This window comes from Streptomyces poonensis (genome assembly GCF_014650915.1).
Taxonomy (GTDB): Bacteria; Actinomycetota; Actinomycetes; order Streptomycetales; family Streptomycetaceae; genus Streptomyces; species Streptomyces poonensis.
In genome coordinates, this window is sequence record NZ_BMVW01000018.1 from 84,940 (window position 1) to 103,326 (window position 18,387).

An 18,387-nucleotide genomic window follows, 5' to 3' on the forward strand; every position below is an offset into this window, starting at 1 on the left:
TGATGCATGCGCCCCGGGGCAACCGGCACAACCCGGATCGCACGGTCCGCTCGTCCTTCCTCGGCTAGCTCCGTGGCAGCCGCAACCGCAGGTCGCTGCGTGAAAGTGTCGTCAGGAGTCTGCGGACACAGCACAATGATCCTCTGCCTGACATCCGGATTAGGGGAGCGTTGCGGTGCGTACGGGGAAGCCTCAACTCTTGTTCGTCCACGGTATAGGCGGCCTGCGGGACGAAGACGCGGACCGCCGTGCCTGGCTGGAGGCACTGGCAGCGGGGGCGCGGGAGGCCCAGCTGGCCGATGAGATCTCCGCGCTGACGCAGGGCTGGCTCGCGGATGTCACGTTCGCCGACTACAGCGGTCTGTTCGGCCGCCGGGGAGCGCAGGGCGGCCCGGCAGGGGAACTCGACGAAGAGGAAGTACCGTTCCTGGCGGAGCTGCTGGACGCGATGCTGGAGGAACTCGCCGAGCAGTTCCCGGCCGAGACCGGCCCACAGGACGCACGGGTCATCCGTGACGCCCGTTTCCAGCTCGACGCGGCCGTCGAAGGCCGCCAGGCTCAGGGCCCCGGCGAGACCGGCCGCCGGTTGGTCGGCGTCACGACGACCATGCTGCGTCTGCCGGGACTGCGGCAGGCGGCGCAGTGGATGAACGGCCGGGCCGTCCTGCTCCAGCTCGCCCAGGTCGGCCGCTATCTGGAGCGCCGGGGGAAGAAGGCGTCCCTGGGCGCCGCCGTGCGTGCCCGGGTGCTCGACGGCCTGGATCCCGAGCGGCCTCTCGTGGTCGTCTCGCACAGTCTGGGCACGGTCGTCGCCTACGAGGCGCTGCACGAGTACGAGGGAGAGGTGTCCCTCTGGGTCACCCTGGGTTCGCCGCTGGCCCTCGGGGCGGTGGTGCTGGACCGACTCGTGCCGAGCCCGGCACGCTGCCCCGAGAACGTCGCTTCCTGGCTCAACTACTGGGACCGGGACGACATCGTCGTGGGCCGGCCGCGGCTGGCCGACTGGATCCGCCCCAGCGACAGCGGGGTCAAGGCGGTGACGGCCCGTGTCGACTCCCGCGGGCTGTGGACGCACACCGCCACGAAGTACCTGGAGCACGGCTCCGTGGCCCGCCCGGTGATCGAGGCTCTCCGGCCGTGATCGACGGAACGATCCCGCCTCGTCATGTGCTCGTCGTGGGCGCGCAGTGCGAAGACGCCCGGCTGGAAGGGCTGGAGGACGCCGCCCGCGCTCTCCATACCGCCCTGGTGGACCCCGGGCTGGGCGGCTGTGTGGACCGTGGCGAGGAATCCCTGCTGATCGGTACGGGACTGGGCAGAGAGCGAGTGCACGCGGCCGTGGTGCGGGCCGCCCGGGCCGCACAGCGCGACCGGGGGTCCCTGGTGCTGGCCCTCATCGGCCACGGCGAGGGCACCGAGGGCACTCCGTTGCACTTCGTGGTCTCCGGCCGGACGAACGGCCCGGAGCTCGACAACATGAACGTGCCCGACCTGCTCGGCTCGGTCGCGAACCACCCCGGCGTCACCGGTCTGCTCACCATCGTCGACACCTGCCTGGCCGGCGGCGCGGTGCCGGACGCCTCGCGGATCACCATGGGCCGGCAGGAGGGCGGCGTACGGTTCGGTCTTCTCTTCGCGGCCGCCGCGAAGGAGGAGGCCTACCGGATGCGGCTGAGCAAGGGACTCGTCCGCCTGATGGAAGAGGGCCTGCCCGGCGCCGGGGACCTCCTGACGGTCGATGAGAGGCTGCTGGAGAAGCTCCGCGAAGAGATCGAGGGCCAGCAGCTGGGAGGGCACGTCTTCAACGGCGCGCCGGCCTTCGGTGACTCCCTCTGGCTCGCCCGCAACCGCGCCGCCGCCCTGGGCCACTCCCTCGGAGCCATAGCGGGCAAGGCGGTGCAGGACGCCGTCCGCCGGATCGACACGAACCTGCGGCTGACCACCGAGGAGGAGATCACCGCCTGGCTGCGGGAGCACCCTCCGGCACCAGGTGACCGTTCCTGGTTCGCCGTCCGACGACTGCAGGAAGTACAGGCCGAGTTGGCGGCAGGCCGTAAGACGCTGAGGGTCGTGAACAAGGTGTTCGGACCGGAGCTGACCGAGGAGAGCCTGCAGCTGGCCGGCCTGCTGGCGGGGCTGCCGCTCACCTGGGTGCGCCACGAACCACCGCGGGCCCTGCGGGACCTGGTCGAATACGCCGCGCACCACGGGGATTCCATGGAGGGCGCCCATCGCGCCCTGGCCCGCCTCGTCGCGGCCCTCGCCCATGTGACGGGACACGGGGACCGCCTGCCCGGGGACGTCATCGGGTGGGCCCAGGACCTCGGACTCACTGCCACGGTCAACAGCCGCCTGCGAGAGCTGACCGGCCAACCCCACGGCGAACGGGCCCCCCGGCTGGTCCTGGTGCTCGTCGACGACGGGGGCGAGAGCATCGTCCGCGTGGACGCCTGGCTGCTCTACGGCCGTGCCGTACTCGCCCACCAGGGCTTCCCCTGCCCCGCGAGGCCCGACGGTACGACGAAGGCCCTGGCCGAAGCCCTGGCCTGGGCCGGCCCGTGGGCGAACGTCGCGGGCGGACGGCTCAGCCACATCGATGTGGCCGCGCCGACCCTCACGCTGCTGGACCGCCCTCCGGAGGACCAGATCGTCCGCAAACAGAGGCTGGGCGCCAACTACACCGTCACCACACGCTGGTCCGGCCTGCTGACGCCCCCGCCCGACTTCGCGATCGACGACATGCTCCAGGTGGGCGAACAGCTGCTGGCCTCCATGGAGGAACAACGACGGGCCTGCCAGAGCGACGACGAGCCCCCCGGTCCCGCCTGGCTTCTCGAGCAGGACCTGGAGACCGTCGAGCAGTTGCAGGAACTGCTGGTCGACCACGGCTGCGGACAGAGGGTGTGGGCCGTGACCTCCCTGCCCCGGACCGACTGGGACTTCATGGCGCAGGAACTCCTCGAGCACACACCCGCCCTGGTCTGGCCGAGACAGAAGGACATCGGCGACGCCCAGGCCCTCCAGGCGTCCGTCCGGAAGCACTGGCAGGCCTTGCCGCAGCAGATAGCCCACGCCTACCGGAAGCAGCTGAGCAGAACAGTCCAGGACCCCGACGGCGACCTCGGCCCCCTGGCCGCCGTGAGGACGGCCTGGCACGACCACGACTGGCAGGCCTTCTGCCAGAGACGGGCCCGAGCGGTCGTGAGAGCACCGCACGAGACGACGTCCAAGGAGCGAGCATGAGCTGGACCCCGTACTACAAGGGCACGGGAGTCCCCCCGGAGAACCCTGCCGAACTGCCGGCGCCGCCCCCGTGGCGCACCCCCGCACAGCGGCAGGAAACGGACCGGCGCACGGATCCCGCCACCACCTACCGCCCGGTCCCCGGCCTCGTGGACGCGGTCAACGCCGCCCTGCACCTGCGCCGCCCCCTGCTGCTGACGGGCAGGGCGGGCTCCGGGAAGTCCAGCGTCATCCGGCAGATCGCCGCGGAGCTCGGTCTGGGCGAGGTGCTCCACTGGCACATCACCTCACGCAGCACGCTCGCCGACGCGCTCTACCGCTATGACGCGCTCGGCCGTATCCACGCCCACAACCTGCGCATGCTCGACGGCACAACCCGGCCCGCCGGGAACGACCATGAGGACGAGATCGGCGAGTTCGTCCAGCTCGGTCCCCTGGGAACCGCGCTGCTCCCGGGCGGCCGTCCCCGGGCCCTGCTGATCGACGAGATCGACAAGAGCGACCTCGACCTGCCCAGCGACCTCCTCGACGTCCTGGAGCGCGGCGGCTTCGAGATCCCCGAACTGGCCCGGCATCCCGAGCCGGAGATCACGGTCCGTACCGCCGACAAGGACCGCACGCACACCGTCGAGCGCGGCCGCATCCAGTGCGACGAGTTCCCGGTCATCGTGCTGACCAGCAACGGTGAACGCGACTTCCCCGCCCCCTTCCTGCGGCGCTGCGTCCGTTTCGACATGCCCCCGCTCTCCCAGGAGGCCCTCACCGAGATCGTCGCCGCCCACCTGGACGAGCTGGACGCCGCCACCACCGACAGCCTGGTGAAGACCTTCCTCGACAGACTGAACGCCGGAGAGTCCGTCGCCGTCGACCAGCTCCTCAGCGCCGTCTACCTGCTGCGCGGCGACCGGATCCCGGACGCGGGCCAGCGCCGGAGCATGGAGGAGCTGCTGCTGCGAGGGCTCGGACGTGGCTGAGAGCGCCGCCGCCCGGCTGGCGCGGCTCGCTCTGGCGGGCGAGGGCGAGGGCGAGGGCGACGGCGACATCGACGTCAAGGACCTTCTCGACGCCCTGCTCCTCGCCTCCGCGCTGGCGCACCGCGACGGGCCGCCCGGCAGCCACTCCTCCGACGCCCCGGACGACACCCCACAGCCCCAGGACGGAGACGCGGCCGGCACGTCGTCTCCCGCGAAGGGCCTTCCGGTACCGGCAGACGACGAGACGGACGACGCCTCACAGCCCGCGGCCTCGGTGTGGCTGGAGGACCAGGAAGGCGCCCTGAGGGTTCCGGGGAAGCGGCTGAGCGTCGGCCGTGCCGCCGCCCTTCCCCGGGCCCTCGACATCGGCCGTGCGCTGCGCCCGCTGCGCCGCCCCTGGCTCTCCGGCGTCCGCGGTCGCCTCGACGTCGACGCCACCGTCGAGTACTACACCCGTACCGGCATGCTCGTCCCGCGGCTCGCGCCCGCGCCGGAGCCCTGGCTGGAGGCGATCGTCGTCCTCGACCGCGGCACCGCCATGGCGGTGTGGGACGAGACGGTCCGCGCCTTCACCGGGACGCTGCGCGCGCTGGCCGCCTTCCGTCATGTACGCGTCTGGCATCTCGAGCATCCGCCCGGCGGCACGCCCGTGCTGTACGACCATCACGGCCGGGCGCTCCCCATGGACCCGGACGCCGCCCGCCACACCCAGCCGGCCCGGCGCCTCCTGCTCGTCGTCTCCGACTGCGCGGCTCCGGCATGGCGGCAGGACGCCCTGTGGCGGACCCTCCACGTCTGGGGCCGCACCGCACCCGTCGCCCTGGTCAACCCGCTGCCCAAACGGCTCTGGCAGCGTTCCGGCCTCGACCTTCCCCGGACCACGGCCACCGCCGGGATCCCTGCCTCCCCCGGCCGCCTCCTCTCCTACCGTCCTCCCCGGCTGCTGCGGATGACGGCGGAGACGAAGCCCTGGCAGGCACTGCCGGTCCTGCAGTTCGACCCCGGCCAGGTTCTCGCCTGGACCCGCACCCTGATGCGCACGGACCCGTCCGGCTGCGAGGCCGTCCTCGTCCCCGCCACCGGCCGGCCCCCGCTGCGTCCCGGCCGTGCCGCACCCGCCGGCCGGCCCGGCGCGGCATCGCCCGAGGACCAAGTGGCCGCTCACGCCGAGGCGTTCACCGACGACCGCCGGTCGCCCGCTGTGCGGCTCGCCCTCGCGGCCTCCCCGCTCGGCTCCTTCACCCTGTCCGTCCTCGGCGTGCTCCGTGAGCGTCTCGTCCCCGAGGCCGACCTCGCCGACATCGCCGAATTCCTCACCGCGGGGCTGCTCACCGTCACCCGCCAGGATGCGGCCGATCCCCTCTACCGGTTTCACCCCGCGGCGGCGGCGCACCTGACCGGTCTGCTCACCCGCGACCAGCTCTGGGACACCCATTTCGCCCTCACCGACCACCTCGACTCCCATCCGCAGGCCCCGCACGGCATCGTCACCGTTCTGCACGCGCCGGAGGGCGAGGAGCACCTGCCGGCCGGACTCCGGCCGATCGCTCATGCGGCCGCGGCCACCGCGAGGCTGCTGGGGGTCGAGCCGACCGAACCGCTTCCCGGCGGCGTGCGTCCGGCCGGTCCGGCGTCCCCCTCACCTCCGCACACCGACGTGGCCGAGGACGACGCCCCGGCTCCGGAGCCACCGGAACTGGTGCTCACCGGCCACCGGGGTGCGGTCCGGGACCTGTCCTTCGCTCCCGACGGCGCGCGTATCGCCACCGCGGGCGACGACGGAACGGTGCGGATCTGGGACCTGGCCACCGGCGCCCGACTCGTCGAACTCGCCGGCCAGGACGGCCGGATCCGGTGCGTGGCCCACTCGCCCGACGGCTCCCGCATCGCCACTGTGGGTACTCGCGGCGTCGCGCGGGTCCGGGACCTCACGACGCTCCGGGACACAAGCGTCCTGATGGGTGAGGTGTCGTCCATGGCCTGGTCGCCCCGCGGCGATCACCTCGCCGTCGGCACAGCCGACGGCACAACGCATCTCGTCGCGGGTGAGGAACTCCGCTACCTCGAGCCCGGTCACAGCGAGCGTGTCACCGCGGTGGCCTTCTCACCGGACGGTGCCCATTTCGCCACCGCCTTCATGGGCACCACCGTGCACATCTGGGAGGTGTCCAGCGGTTCCCTCGTCGTCGTGCTGGGACACGAGGGATCCGTCACCAGCGTGGCCTACTCGCCCGACGGCACCCGCGTCGCCACCGGGAGCAGTGACAGCACCGCCCGTATCTGGGACGCCGCGACCGGCAGGTGCGTCGCCGTACTGACCGGCCACTCGGGCTCCGTCAGGGGGGTGGCGTTCTCGCCGGACGGCACCCACATCGCGACCGCCGGTCAGGACGGCACCGTACGGGTCCGGGATGTCGTCTCGGGCGCCGAACTGGTCGGCATCCCCCACGAGTCCCCGGTCACCGCGGTGGCGTACGCACCGGACGGAACGCTTCTCGCCACCGCGGGCGAGGACGGCATCGCGCAGCTGTGGCGCATGCGGCCGCCCCCGCACCGCGACCCGAGCCAGAACCTCGACCCCGAGGAGGGGACCGCCTCCCCGCCCGAGGGCGGCGGCCGGGAGACATCGGACATCGCGAGCAGACTCGCCCGTGCGAACGACCTCACCGGTCCGGAACTGCGGGCCGTGGTGGAGGAGGGCATCGGCTGGGCACGCACGCGCGTGCGCGAGGCCGGGTGCACCGCTGTCCTGAAACCGCTTCTCGAGTGCACCGGGCTCACGACCGCGGAACGCGAGGTGTCCGTCGCGCTGGCCGGTGAATGGCTGGAACACCATGTGTTCGCCGGATACGCGAGCTACTTGATCCGCCCGTTGCTGGAGCGCCCGGACCTCACCGAGGGCCAGCTGCGCAAAGCGGTCGTCCTCACCGGTGAATGGCTGAGGGCCCACGGCCGGGAATACGCGGCCGACTTCGTCATCCGCGCGCTGCTGGAGCGCCGGGACCTCACCGAGGGCGAGCTGCGCGGAGCGGTCGTCTTCGCCGGTGACTGGCTGAAGGAGCACGGCCGGAGACATGCGGCCGACTTCCTGGTCCGCGCGCTGCTCTCGCGTGACGACCTCACAGCCGCGGAGAACCGCACGGCGGTGGACTTCGCCGCCGTCTGGCTGCGCAGGCGGCAGCGGGCCCCCGAGAGCAGTTTCGTCCTCGCCAGCCTCCTGAGCAGAGCGGATCTCGCCTCGGCCCTGGTCCGGGAGACCGTCTCGACCGCCCTCGAATGGCTCGGCACCCACGGACAGACCCCAGCAGCCTGCTTCGTCCTCCGGGCCCTCCTCGACCGCACCGACCTGACGTCCGACGACGCCGTACGAGCGGCCTCGTCCGCCCTCGGCTGGCTGGAGGTCCACCCGTCGGGCCGGAACGCCAGCTTCGTGCTGACTCCCCTGCTGGCCCGTGCGGAGCTGCGCGGAGAACAGGCGGACCACGCCTTGTCGGCGGCCATGAACTGGCTGGAAGGGGCCGGAGGGACCAACGAGGCGAACTTCGTCCTGCGTCAGCTGCTCAGGCGCCGGGACCTCACCGACGGCCTGACCCGGGAAGCCGTCGCCAGATCCCTCACCTGGCTGCGCCTGCACGGTCACACCGTGCAGGCGGGTTTTGTGATCGGCCCCCTGCTCCTCCGCCAGGATCTCACCCCGGACGAGGCCGAGCAGGCGACGGCGCTCGCCCTCCACTGGGCGCGACGGCACCGGGGCGCGCCGGAAGCCGAGTTCCCCCTCCGCTCCCTGCTGCAGCGCAGTGATCTCAGCGAGGCCGCCGCGGAGACCCTGACCTCCCTCGCCGCCGACTGGCTGGACGCCCACCGCGACAGCCCTAGGGCGAGTCATGTCCTCACCGCCCTGCTCGGCCGCACCGACCTCGACGACGAGCAGAGCGGCCGGATCCGGGAGGCCGCCACCGACTGGCTGCGCACCAACGGCGATCTGTCCGAGGCCGCCCGCGTCCTCAACGCGCGACTCGGCCGGTCAGGAGGGACTGACGAACAGGCGCGCGAGCCGGTCGCCGACGCCCTGTCCTATGTGCGCCGGCACATCGGCGAGACGGCGAACCTTCAGCTCCTGGAAACGCTGATGAAGAGCGGGAAACTCGCCGCGGAGGACACCCGGGACATCGTGTCGATCACCCTCGACTGGGTGGACGCACACGTCGGCGAGCGGGAGGTCGCTCATCATCTCCGCCTGCTGCTCGCCGCCGGGGACGTCACAGACCAGGCCCTCGACCGGACTGTCGCCCTCACCGCTCGCTGGCTCGAGCACAACGTCACCTCGCCCGGAGCCTGGTCCGTCCTCGACGGACTGCTCGCGCGCGAGGAGGTCACCGGGGACCGGCTGCGCGCGGCGGTGGCCTTCGCCGGGTTGTGGATGAGGGATCACGCGTCGACGATGGAAGCCCAGTTCATCCTCAGCAGGCTGCTGCTCCGGGCCGACCTCACTCCCGGCGAGCAGCGCGACGCCGTCGCCGCCTCCTTCGCATGGCTGCGGCTGCACGGCACGACCTGGGGGGCGCAGTTCATTCTCCCCCCGCTCAGTGCGCACCCGTCCCTCACCCCGGACCAGGTGGACCAGGCCTTCGAGTGCTCCCGGGACTGGTTGCTCCGCCACCCGGCCCAGCACAGCACCCAGGACGTCATGGAAGCCGTCCTCCTCCGGTCCGGCCTGACCGCTGCCCAGGTGCGGACGGTGGCGTCCGCCGTCCTGCGATGGAGCACCGACCACGCGGACGAGACCAACTCCCGGCGCATGCTGAAGACCCTGCTGTCCCGGGCCGACCTCCCCGAGGACATCCTCACCGAGGCCGTCGGCCTCGCGTACGACGGCCTCAGCGCCGATCCGACGGCCCTGGACGCCGGCTACCTCCTGGACGCCCTGCTCCGCGTGCAGGACCTGCCGGCGGACCAGCTCACCCCCACCCTCACCTGGGCCTTCCAGTGGCTGCACGAGCACATGCCGGCCTGGCGGTCACGCATGGTCCTGCGAGCGCTCCTCGGCCGGAACTCCCTGACACCGGAGCAGGCACGGCTCGTCATGCGCAGCGCGGTGGTCTGGCTGCGGGAGCACGCGGCGGCCTCTGCCTCCGGCGGCTCGAGGAGGGCTGCGCGGGAGATGCTCGAGTTGCTCCTCGCCCGGGAGGACATCACCGAGGACATCGCGCGACAGGCCGGGGAATTCGCGTATCTGCGCCGCTGAGAAACGCACCGAGGAAGGGGACGGGGAGCGGCGTGCGGGGCCCGGCCCGCCCAGCGGACCGGGCCCCGGGCCGGCCTGTCAGACGCGGTCGGCCACGATCAGCAGGTACTGGAAGCTGCCGTTCGCGTACGCGGTCAGGAACGCGTCCTCGATGCCCGTGACCAGGTGGTCGGCCTCCTTGCGCAGCTCCCAGTACGGGACGGTGGCCGACGTCAGGTCCTGTACGTGGACGGGCACGAGCCGGTTGCGGGCCAGGGCGCGGAAGTACTCCGACCGCGGGTGGATGTCACAGATGTAGTGGGCGTTGATGAGGGACACCTCGCGGGACGCCCGCCCGTACGTGTCGTCGTAGCAGCCGGTGATGGTGACGTAGCGCCCGCCGCGGCGCAGCAGCCGGGCGTGCTCCGCGAACAGCAGGTCCAGCTCCACGTACATCGTGGACTCGTTGTTCCAGGACGCGGCGTAGGCGCCGGAGGCGAACCCGGTGTCGAGCATGTCGCGGTGGTGGTAGCGCACCTTGTCGGCGATGTCCCGCCGCCTGGCCTGCTCGTTGGCGAAGTCGGCCTGCTTGCCGGAGATCGTGACCCCGTCGGCCTCGCAGCCGTACCGCAGATGGGCGACCACGCTGCCGCCGCCGCGCCCGCACCCGGCGTCGAAGACCCGGTCGGCGGGGGAGAGGGGGCCGAGGTGGGAGGCGAGCAGCTCGGCCTGGGCCTGCTCCAGACGGTGCAGCTCGGCGGTGATCCGCTCCCGGCGCCGGACGAGGCCGGTCTCGTCCAGCACGGACCAGTCGACGTTCCCGACGCCGTAGTGGTGGTGGTAGAGGTCGTCGATCCTTCCGAGCTCGAGGTTGACCGGGTTCTCCTCGGCGTTCCAGTAGGCCGCGACGCGGTTCTGGTACGTGGACTGGGGCGGCACCGGTGCCGTCGTGGCGCTCTTGACGTTCTTACTGTTCGTGGCGCTGGGCGTGCTGGCGTTGCTTGTCATGCTTGCCGTTCCTGCGGTGCTCGTGGTGCTCACGGTGCCGATGTCGGTCGTGGTCAACGGTGACTCTCCTCGTGGTACGGGTGTGGGGGACGGAGACAGGCGGGAACTCACCAGTAGTTCGGCAGGTGGTAGCGGTGGGTGTTGGTGGCGTGCCACTCGTGGTTGCCGGAGACCCAGGCGGCGAGACCGGCGGCATAGCGCCCCACCAGCGGTGACCCGGCGGACAGGACCGCGGACTCCGCCTCGAACGCCGCCATGATCCGGTTGTGGATCTCGACGGCCTCCAGATACGCGGCCTTCAGCCCGCACCGCTCGTTGGCGGCGATGACCCGCGGCAGGTTGAGATGGGCAGGGTCGGCCAGTTCCTTGGTGAAGGAGTACAGGTCGTTGACGATCGTGGTGGCGTTGCAGGCCAGGGCGGTGATCCGCTGGGTCTCCGGGCGGGCGTACAGGGGCTCCGGCAGCTCGTAACCGTCCACGGCGTCGACGATCGACAGACAGGGGCGGAAGTTGTTGAACTGCCGCATCACCAGGTACTCCCACACGCGCGGCACGTACCGGACCTCGGCCCAGGCAGCCTCCGCGAGGTAGCCCAGATGCAGCCGCGCGATGTCGTGCACGAACCGGCCGGTCTGGCTGGGCGTCGCGAAGGCGGCGTAGTCCTTCAGCGCCCAGTGGTAGGAGCGCAGCGGGCCGTCGGCCCGCACACCGCGCCGCCACTCCTCCTCCAGCTCGGGAACGCCGTGGTACGGGTCGATCGCCGACTGGGCCATCACCAGCCGGCCCCCGAGCCCGCGCGGCGATCCGCCCCTGCCCTCCTCCGCCTCGCAATAGCAGCTGTCGACGACGTTCTCGGCCAGCAACAGCTTGCCGGCCGTCGTGAGGCGGTCCAGGTCGGCCGCGCCCGGATGCTGGAGCGCGACGGCCCGGCCGAACTGGAACCCGGTGAAGTCGCCCGTCCACGCCTCGGGGAACAGTTCCAGCTCCCTCGCCCAGGCATCCAGCCTGCGGTCCACCTCGGCGGCCTTCTCCGGATCGGCGGGCACGGCGGGCCGGTACAGCAGTCCGGGAATCGCCCCGCTCCGCCGGGCGGGCGTGATACGCGGTGGCCGCGGCGGCCCGGGCAACCGCCAGGCCCGCGGCGCGCCCGGCTCCGGCGGCGTGCCGGAGACCGGAGTCGCATCCGATGTCAGTGCCGTGCCGGAGACCGGAGTCGCATCCGATGTCAGTGCCGTGCCGGAGACCGGGGATGTGCCGGAGCCCAGTGGCGCGCCCGAGTCCGGTGGGGGGCCGGTCTCCGGCGACGTACCGGGCTCCGGCGCCCTGCCGGATCCGGGCGATGGGGCCGGATCACACGGTGCGTCGCACGGCTCATGCGGTGTATGGGGCTCGTGCGGCGGTGTACCGGGGCCCTGCTGTGCGCTCCACCCGAGTGACGTGTGGGACCCCTGCGGGACACCGGACGCGCCGGCTGCCGACGGAACGCTCATTCCGGCATCCACCCGACCTGGACGTTCTCCAGGACACCCGCGGCGTCGGGCACCAGGATGGCCATCGAGTAGTAGGCGGTCACGAGGTAGCTCATGATCGCGGCCTTGTCGATGCCCATGAACCGTACGTTGAGACCGGGTTCGTACTCCTCGGGGATGCCGGTCTGGTGGAGGCCGACGACTCCCTGGTCCTTCTCACCGGTGCGGAGCGCGATGATGCTGCTCGTGTGCTGCGGACTGATCGGGATCTTGCCGCAGGGGAACACCGGGACGCCGCGCCACGCGGGTACCTCGTGTCCGTCGACGTTCACGGTGCCGGGCACCAGTCCGCGCCGGTTGCACTGCCGGAAGAAGGCCGCGATGACCTTCGGATGGGCCAGGAACAGCCGGGTCTTGCGGCGCATCGTCAGCAGTTCGTCGAGGTCGTCCGGCGTGGGCGGGCCGGAGAAGGTGCTGATGCGCTGCCCGTGGTCGATGTTGTGCAGCAGCCCGAACTCCCGGTTGTTGACCAGCTCCCACTCCTGGCGTTCGCGGATCTCCTCGACGGTCAGGCGGAGTTGCTGCTCCGTCTGGTTCATCGGGTCGTTGAAGAGGTCGGTGACCCGGGTGTGGACGCGCAGGACCGTCTGCGTCAGGGAGAGCTCGTACTCGCGTGGTGCCAGGTCGTAGTCGACGAAGCCGCCGGAGATGACGGGCTCGCCCACGTGCCCGGCCTGCACGGGGACATCGGCCTCGCCCTTGCGGTTCATGGGTTTGCTCTGCCGTTCCGCGAAGGCGTCCAGATGGGCGGCGAGGGACGGGGCGCGCTCCACGAAGTCCTCGAGGACGTCCCAGGGAAGGGCCATCACCGTTCCCGGGGTCTCCGCCCGTACCGAGCCGAGCCAGAGCGGATCGGCGCGGCCGACGGCCTCGTCCCCCAGCCCTTCGCCGTCCGTGACGACCCCGGTGACCTCCTCCTCGCCGTACTTGCCGGTCGCGAAGCGGGTGAACCGGCCGTGGACGATCAGATACGCCTCGGTGACGGGCTGCCCGGCCTCGAAGAGGACCTGGCCGGCCCGGACGGTGCGGAGCCGGAACCGCGAGGCCAGCTCGTTCAGCACGTCCATGTCGGAGTAGCCGCGCAGGGCCGGCAGTTCGGTGAGCGTCCGGGGGATGACCTTGATGTGGTCGGCGCCGTTCTGCTCGAACTGCACCCGGCCCCGGCCGATGCGGAGCTGGAGACGGCGGTTCACCCGGTAGGTGCCGCCCTTGACGTCCACCCAGGGCAGCGTCTTGAGCAGCCACCGCGAGGTGATGGCCTGCATCTGCGGTTCGGACTTGGTGGTCGTGGCGAGCCGGCGTGCTGCCTCGGTGCCGAGGCTGGTGAACTGCTGTGCGTCGGCATCGGGTCCGGTGGGCCCGGTGGTGCTGTCGGGGGTGTTCTCCGGCGAGCTGTCCGGGACGGTCACTGTCCCTCCCTTGCGAGAGCGGGCGAAGGCGGAAACGGGCGAAAGGGGCGGGCGGCCCAGGAGGGGCCGGTGGGGGGCGGGTGGGGACGTCACGTCACAAGGCGCCATATCTGTCCCGTGGGCGTGTCGCGTCATGGGTGTGGGTGACCGGGACCGCGGGTGTGGACATGGGCGTGGGCGAACCGACGGTGACGGGTGTCCGCGAACGGCTTCCGGAGAGACGGGCGACGGGCGCCATGACGGCGAGCTGGTGACGGGATCCTGTGGCGGTGCGTGCGACCGGGCCGGACGCGGCGCAGGACAAGCCAAACAGTCCGGGTGACGGCCGGGAACAGCGTGAAAGGGGCGCCTTCACGACCCCGGGGGTACGGATCGGCCGCATGGGGTGAGCAGCCCGGAGCCGTACGCTCCCGCGCCGGTCATCCGTTTCCTGGCCACCGGCGCGGGAGGCGCACGCAGCCGCTCGCCCGGCCTCCGGTCACCGGCGCGTGAGGCGCACAACACGCCTGCCGCGGCGGCGGCCGGCAGGGCGTTCGCGCGGTCGCGGCGGTGGAGGGCTTCCTACGGTCGCGGCGGTGGAGGGCTTTCACGGTCGCGGCGGCAGGGTGTGGTCCATGGCTGTGGCGGCAGCGGCAGGGCGTTCCCGGTCCCGCTGTCGCGCGTGTGGTTGCGCGGTTCAGGTGAAGCGGCGAGCCGAGCGTACGAGCCAGTCGAAGGCGCCGCGCGCCGTGAACGCGCTCTGGCCGCCGCGCACCAGCAGCCCCGCGGCGGCCGCGGTGGCGAACGCCGGGGCGTCGGCCTGCGCGGCGAGATACGGGACCGCGACGCAGCGCATACCGGCGGCATGGGCGGCGGCCACGCCCGGGGCCGCGTCCTCCACGACCACGCAGTCGGCGGGAGCGGCGCCCAGCCGCCGCGCGGCCTCCAGGAACACGTCGGGCGCCGGCTTGCCGCGCGGGACCTCGTCGGCGGAGACGACCGTCTTCAGACGGTCGGCGAGCCCTGTGCCGGCGAGGATCGCCTCGATCGCTTCCCGTGAGGAACCCGAGGCCACGGCCATCGGCACCCCCTCCTTCGCCAGCAGGTGCACGAACGCCCGCATCTCGGGGTACACGCGCGTGGAGGCCCGCGCCAGCTCCAGATAGCGGCGGTTCTTGTCGGCGAGCAGCTCCTCGGCCGGGGCCTCCAGGCCGTACCGCTCCTGCCAGAGGGCGATCGTCTCCTGTGTGCTGATGCCGATGTACCGCTCGTGGTCCGCCCAGGTGAAGTCCGTGACGCCCTGCTCGGCGAGGGTCTGCCGGCCCGCCTCGAAGTAGTTGGGCTCGCTGTCCACGAGCGTGCCGTCGAGATCGAACACGACCGAGATGCTGCCGAGGATGCCCATGGGACCAGAATGCCAAGCGCGGTCCGGCCCCCGGCGGTCACCCCCCGGCGGCCCGGCCCACCGCCTCCACCAGCGGCAGCAGCCGGTGCGGTACGCGTTCGCGCAGCGCCACCTCGGTACGGGTGCGGACCACGCCGGGCAGGCTGATCAGTGACTGGATCACGTCCTCCAGATGGGCGTTGTCGCGCGCCACCACCCGGGTCAGCAGATCGCCGCCGCCCGTGATCGAGAACGCCTCGACGATCTCCGGGACGGCGGCCAGCGCCTCGCCCACGTCGTCGAGATGGCCCTGGGTGACCTCGATGTGCACGAAGGCGAGGACCGGGTGGCCCAGTGCGGCGGGGGACAGTGAGGGTCCCGTGCCGGTGATCACGCCCTCCCGTTCCAGCCGGTCCAGACGGGCCTGCAGCGTGCCGCGCGCGACGCCGAGGATCCGGGCGTACTCGCGCGCGCTGGTGCGCGGCTGCTCCAGGAGCAGCCGCAGGATGCGGGTGTCGAGCTCGTCCACGGCCATGGTCCGTTGGCCTTCCTGCCGTCGCGGATGATCGTCGGTGACTGTACCAATGGACCAGTGGAACAGCAGCCTGTTGAGCCACTGCCGTACGGATGCTTTCCTAATCACTATCAATGGCGCCGCGCAGCGCAGGACGGCAATGAAGCCGGATCCGTGCCCGCGGCGCCATTCCCATGTCATGAGGTTCATGCCATGAGGCCCATGTCATGAGGTCCTTCCGTCCCCATGTCATGCGGCCTGTCGTGGCCCAGGGCCGCCGGAAGAGGGAAGGGGCGTGCTGCCGACGGTGAAGAGGATGTTCATGGCTCCGGATCCGGGCCTGCTGCGGCTGAGGGTGTCGCTGCGCGCGGTGCTCGGCATCGGTCTCGCGGTGGCCGCGTCGGAACTGGCCGGGCTGTCGCTGACCGCCTCCGTCACGGCCGGTCTCGCGGCCCTGCTCGCGCTGTTCACGGTCGCCGACGCGACCGTGCGCGGCCAGGCGGTCACCACGGCGCTGCTGCCGGTCGCCGGCTTCCCGGTGCTGGCGCTCGCGACCGCCCTGCACGGGACGCCCGCGCTGCGGGACGCCTGCTGGCTCGCCGTCGTCTTCTGCGGCGTCTACGCCCGCCGCTGGGGGCCGCGCGGCAACGCGCTCGGCATCTTCGCGTTCATGACCTTCTTCGTCACCCAGTTCCTGCACGCGGTGCCCGGCCAGCTGCCGGAGCTGTACGGCGCCATAGCGCTGGCCCTGGCCGCGGCCTCCGGCGTGCGCTTCGGCGCCTGGTGCATCGAACGGCGCACCCCGCCGGCCGCCGTGCTCCCTCCGCTCGACGGTCGCGGGGCGGCCCGGCCCACCACGCGGCAGGCCTTCCAGGCCACGGTCGCCTGCGCCTTCGCGATGACCGCCGGGCAGGTCCTCTCCCACGAGCGCTGGTACTGGGCGGTCGGCACCGCCTGGTGGATCTTCGTCAACACGGCGTCGCGGGGCGAGACACTCGTACGCGGCTTCCGGCGCGTCGTGGGGACGGTCACCGGGATCGCCGCCGGACTGCTCGTCGCCGTACCCCTGGACGGTGCCCCGGCGCCCACCGCCGTGCTCGTCGCCGTCTGTGTGTTCGGCATCTTCTACACGGCTCCGCTCTCCTACAGCTGGATGATGTTCTTCGTCACGGTCATGGCCGGTCTGCTGTACGGGCTGCTCGGCGTGCTGCACCCGGGGCTGCTGGCCCTGCGGTTCACGGAGACCGCCGCCGGGGCGGCCGGAGCGGCGCTCGCCGTGGCGCTCGTCCTGCCCGTCACCACCCACGCCGTCACCGACCGCTGGGTGCGGCGGGCCCTGCACGCGGTGCACGGGTGCACCGCTGTGGCGGCCCGGCGCCTGGCCGGGGACGCCGCCGCCGACCCGGCGCCGCGCGCGGCGGAGCTGGAGGCGCTGCTGGGGCGCGTACGGCTGTCGGTCGCCCCTCTCGTGCATCCGCTCAACCCGCTGCGGGAGCGCAAGCGGCGGGCCCGCCAGGTGCTCGCCCTGCTGGACGACTGCGCCCGGGAGACGCGCGGGCTCGTGGCTGTCGCCGCCGATCCGGACGCCTCGCACGACGCCCGCCTCACGGCCGCGTGCCTGCGTGTGGAGACGGCGGTCGAGGCGCTGGTCGGAGCCGTGCCGGAGCGCGCCGTACCGGCACACGCGGGCGCGCCGGGGCACCACCCGGGTGCGGAGCAGGCCCTCGCGCACCTGCACGCCCTGGAGCGAGCCCTGACCGCCCTCGCCGCACCCCTGCGCCAGTCACCGCTGGCTGGAGCCTGACTCACGCGACACGCTGATGTGACAGTCCGACGTGACCGGGTGAGCGACACGCCCCGGTGGCGGAGACCCGGCGAACCGGTTCTCTTGGTCTAGACCTGCTGCTACCGTCTGCCCCGAGCGGTCAGCGCAGCGCCCGGCCGGCGGTGGCGGTGCGACGCCGATGGGCCCGCGACAGCGGAAGGGGACGGCGGTGGCGGAGGAAGACGCCCACGGGCGGGCAGGACGGGCGTACATCGGGTCGTTCACGACGGCGGGCGGTCCCGGCATCGTCGTGGCGGCGGTGGACGGGGAGAGCGGCACGCTCACCCCGCTGGGCGGCGTGGACGGCGTGGACGGCGTTCCGAACCCGTCGTACCTCGCCCTGTCGCCCGGTGGCGACCTGCTCTACGCCGTCAGCGAGACGGCCGAGGGCGCCGTGGCCGCCTACCGCCTGACCGGCGACAGCCTCGAACCGGCAGGGCCGCCGGTGCCCGTGCCCGTACCCGGCAGCGGGCCCACGCACCTCGGTCTGTTCGCCGGCCACGTCCTGACCGCCGACTACGGCTCCGGCAGCATCACCGCCGTGCCGCTGCGCACCGACGGCACCCTCGCGGAAACGGCCTCCGGAGTGCTCCGGCACACCGGTTCCGGCCCGCACCCGGAACGGCAGCGGGGGCCGCACGCCCACCAGGTGCAGGCCGACCCCGGTGGCCACTGGGCCGTCGGCGTCGACCTCGGCACGGACTCCGTGCTCGTGTGCGCGCTGGACGCCGGACGGCCCGTCCTGCACGGCGAGACCGCGCTCCGGCCCGGCTCGGGACCACGCCACCTGGCCTTCCACCCGGACGGCCGGCACGCCTACGTGGTGCACGAGCTCGAGCCCATCGTCACCGTGTGCCGGTGGGACACGGTGACGGGCCTGCCGATCCCTCTCGGCGAGGTTGCGCTGCTGCCGGACACCCCGGACGGCGACGCGTACCCGTCGGGGATCGCCGTCTCGCCCGATGGCCGCTTCGTATGGACGGCGACCCGCGGCCAGGACGTGCTGTCCGTGCTCGCGGTGGACGGGGACGGCGAGACTCTGCGGCCGGTGGAGACGGTGCCCTGCGGCGGCCACTGGCCGCGCGCGCTCACCGTCTCCGGCTGCGGACGGTTCCTGTACGTCGCCAACGAGCGCTCCGGGGACGTCACATGGTTCGCGGTCGACCCGGACACGGGCGTACCCCGGCGGAGCGGATCCGTCGCGGTGCCCGCCGCGTCCTGCGTGGTGCTCGGCTGACGCACGCGCCCCGGTCGTAGCACCGGCGCACAGCGTGAGGGCCCGCTCCCGTCTCGGGGCG

At 72.5% G+C, this 18,387-nt stretch carries 11 protein-coding genes; 6 read left to right on the forward strand and 5 right to left on the reverse strand.

From position 1 onward, the window contains the following. Window positions 1–199: 199 nt before the first annotated feature. From IE242_RS31795 to IE242_RS31810, 4 genes are read left to right on the forward strand one after another with little or no spacing between them, the layout of a single operon-like run. Window positions 200–1,141, forward strand: coding sequence for a lipase family protein (locus IE242_RS31795; protein WP_189865531.1), 942 nt, complete (start codon window positions 200–202; stop codon window positions 1,139–1,141). Beyond that, window positions 1,138–3,243 (forward strand): vWA-MoxR associated conflict system protein, encoded by a 2,106-nt coding sequence (locus IE242_RS31800; protein WP_189865532.1) that lies wholly within the window; start codon window positions 1,138–1,140, stop codon window positions 3,241–3,243. The genes IE242_RS31795 and IE242_RS31800 overlap by 4 nt, the downstream gene beginning before the upstream one ends. Further along, on the forward strand, window positions 3,240–4,217 hold the full coding sequence (locus tag IE242_RS31805) for an AAA family ATPase (RefSeq protein WP_189865534.1): 978 nt from the start codon (window positions 3,240–3,242) through the stop codon (window positions 4,215–4,217). The genes IE242_RS31800 and IE242_RS31805 overlap by 4 nt, the downstream gene beginning before the upstream one ends. Then, complete coding sequence (locus IE242_RS31810) at window positions 4,210–9,462, forward strand: WD40 repeat domain-containing protein (protein WP_189865536.1); 5,253 nt, start codon at window positions 4,210–4,212, stop codon at window positions 9,460–9,462. Before IE242_RS31805 ends, IE242_RS31810 begins: the two co-directional genes overlap by 8 nt. 78 nt (window positions 9,463–9,540) lie before the next feature. On the opposite strand, the gene IE242_RS31815 is transcribed toward IE242_RS31810, so the two are convergent. From IE242_RS31815 to IE242_RS31835, 5 genes are all read right to left on the reverse strand, one after another. Next, window positions 9,541–10,449: a geranyl diphosphate 2-C-methyltransferase gene (locus IE242_RS31815; RefSeq protein ID WP_189865538.1), complete on the reverse strand. Its 909-nt coding sequence runs from the start codon at window positions 10,447–10,449 to the stop codon at window positions 9,541–9,543. Between the two features lie 107 nt (window positions 10,450–10,556). Next, window positions 10,557–11,642 (reverse strand): family 2 encapsulin nanocompartment cargo protein terpene cyclase, encoded by a 1,086-nt coding sequence (locus IE242_RS31820; protein WP_373299639.1) that lies wholly within the window; start codon window positions 11,640–11,642, stop codon window positions 10,557–10,559. A 293-nt stretch (window positions 11,643–11,935) separates the two neighbouring features. Further along, window positions 11,936–13,387 carry a family 2B encapsulin nanocompartment shell protein gene (locus IE242_RS31825; protein ID WP_229859707.1) on the reverse strand — a complete coding sequence of 484 codons (1,452 nt, stop codon included), beginning with the start codon at window positions 13,385–13,387 and terminating at the stop codon, window positions 11,936–11,938. A 676-nt stretch (window positions 13,388–14,063) separates the two neighbouring features. Continuing rightward, entirely contained in the window at window positions 14,064–14,771 is a 708-nt protein-coding gene (locus IE242_RS31830) for an HAD family hydrolase (RefSeq protein WP_189865542.1), read from the reverse strand. Between the two features lie 37 nt (window positions 14,772–14,808). After that, window positions 14,809–15,285 (reverse strand): Lrp/AsnC family transcriptional regulator, encoded by a 477-nt coding sequence (locus IE242_RS31835; RefSeq protein WP_189865544.1) that lies wholly within the window; start codon window positions 15,283–15,285, stop codon window positions 14,809–14,811. Between the two features lie 295 nt (window positions 15,286–15,580). Between IE242_RS31835 and IE242_RS31840 the strand changes: the two genes are divergently transcribed. Next, the gene (locus IE242_RS31840) at window positions 15,581–17,068 is read left to right on the forward strand and encodes an FUSC family protein (protein ID WP_189865697.1); all 1,488 of its coding nucleotides are present in this window, start codon (window positions 15,581–15,583) and stop codon (window positions 17,066–17,068) included. 160 nt (window positions 17,069–17,228) lie between these two features. Next, complete coding sequence (locus tag IE242_RS31845) at window positions 17,229–18,326, forward strand: lactonase family protein (RefSeq protein WP_189865546.1); 1,098 nt, start codon at window positions 17,229–17,231, stop codon at window positions 18,324–18,326. Window positions 18,327–18,387 lie beyond the last annotated feature (61 nt).

Coding starts and splice junctions, on each gene's coding strand:
- IE242_RS31805 (WP_189865534.1), top strand. CDS start 3,240: ATGAGCTGGACCCCGTACTACAAGGGCACGGGAGTCCCCCCGGAGAAC.
- IE242_RS31815 (WP_189865538.1), bottom strand. CDS start 10,449: ATGACAAGCAACGCCAGCACGCCCAGCGCCACGAACAGTAAGAACGTC.
- IE242_RS31830 (WP_189865542.1), bottom strand. CDS start 14,771: ATGGGCATCCTCGGCAGCATCTCGGTCGTGTTCGATCTCGACGGCACG.
- IE242_RS31835 (WP_189865544.1), bottom strand. CDS start 15,285: ATGGCCGTGGACGAGCTCGACACCCGCATCCTGCGGCTGCTCCTGGAG.
- IE242_RS31840 (WP_189865697.1), top strand. CDS start 15,581: ATGTTCATGGCTCCGGATCCGGGCCTGCTGCGGCTGAGGGTGTCGCTG.
- IE242_RS31845 (WP_189865546.1), top strand. CDS start 17,229: ATGGGCCCGCGACAGCGGAAGGGGACGGCGGTGGCGGAGGAAGACGCC.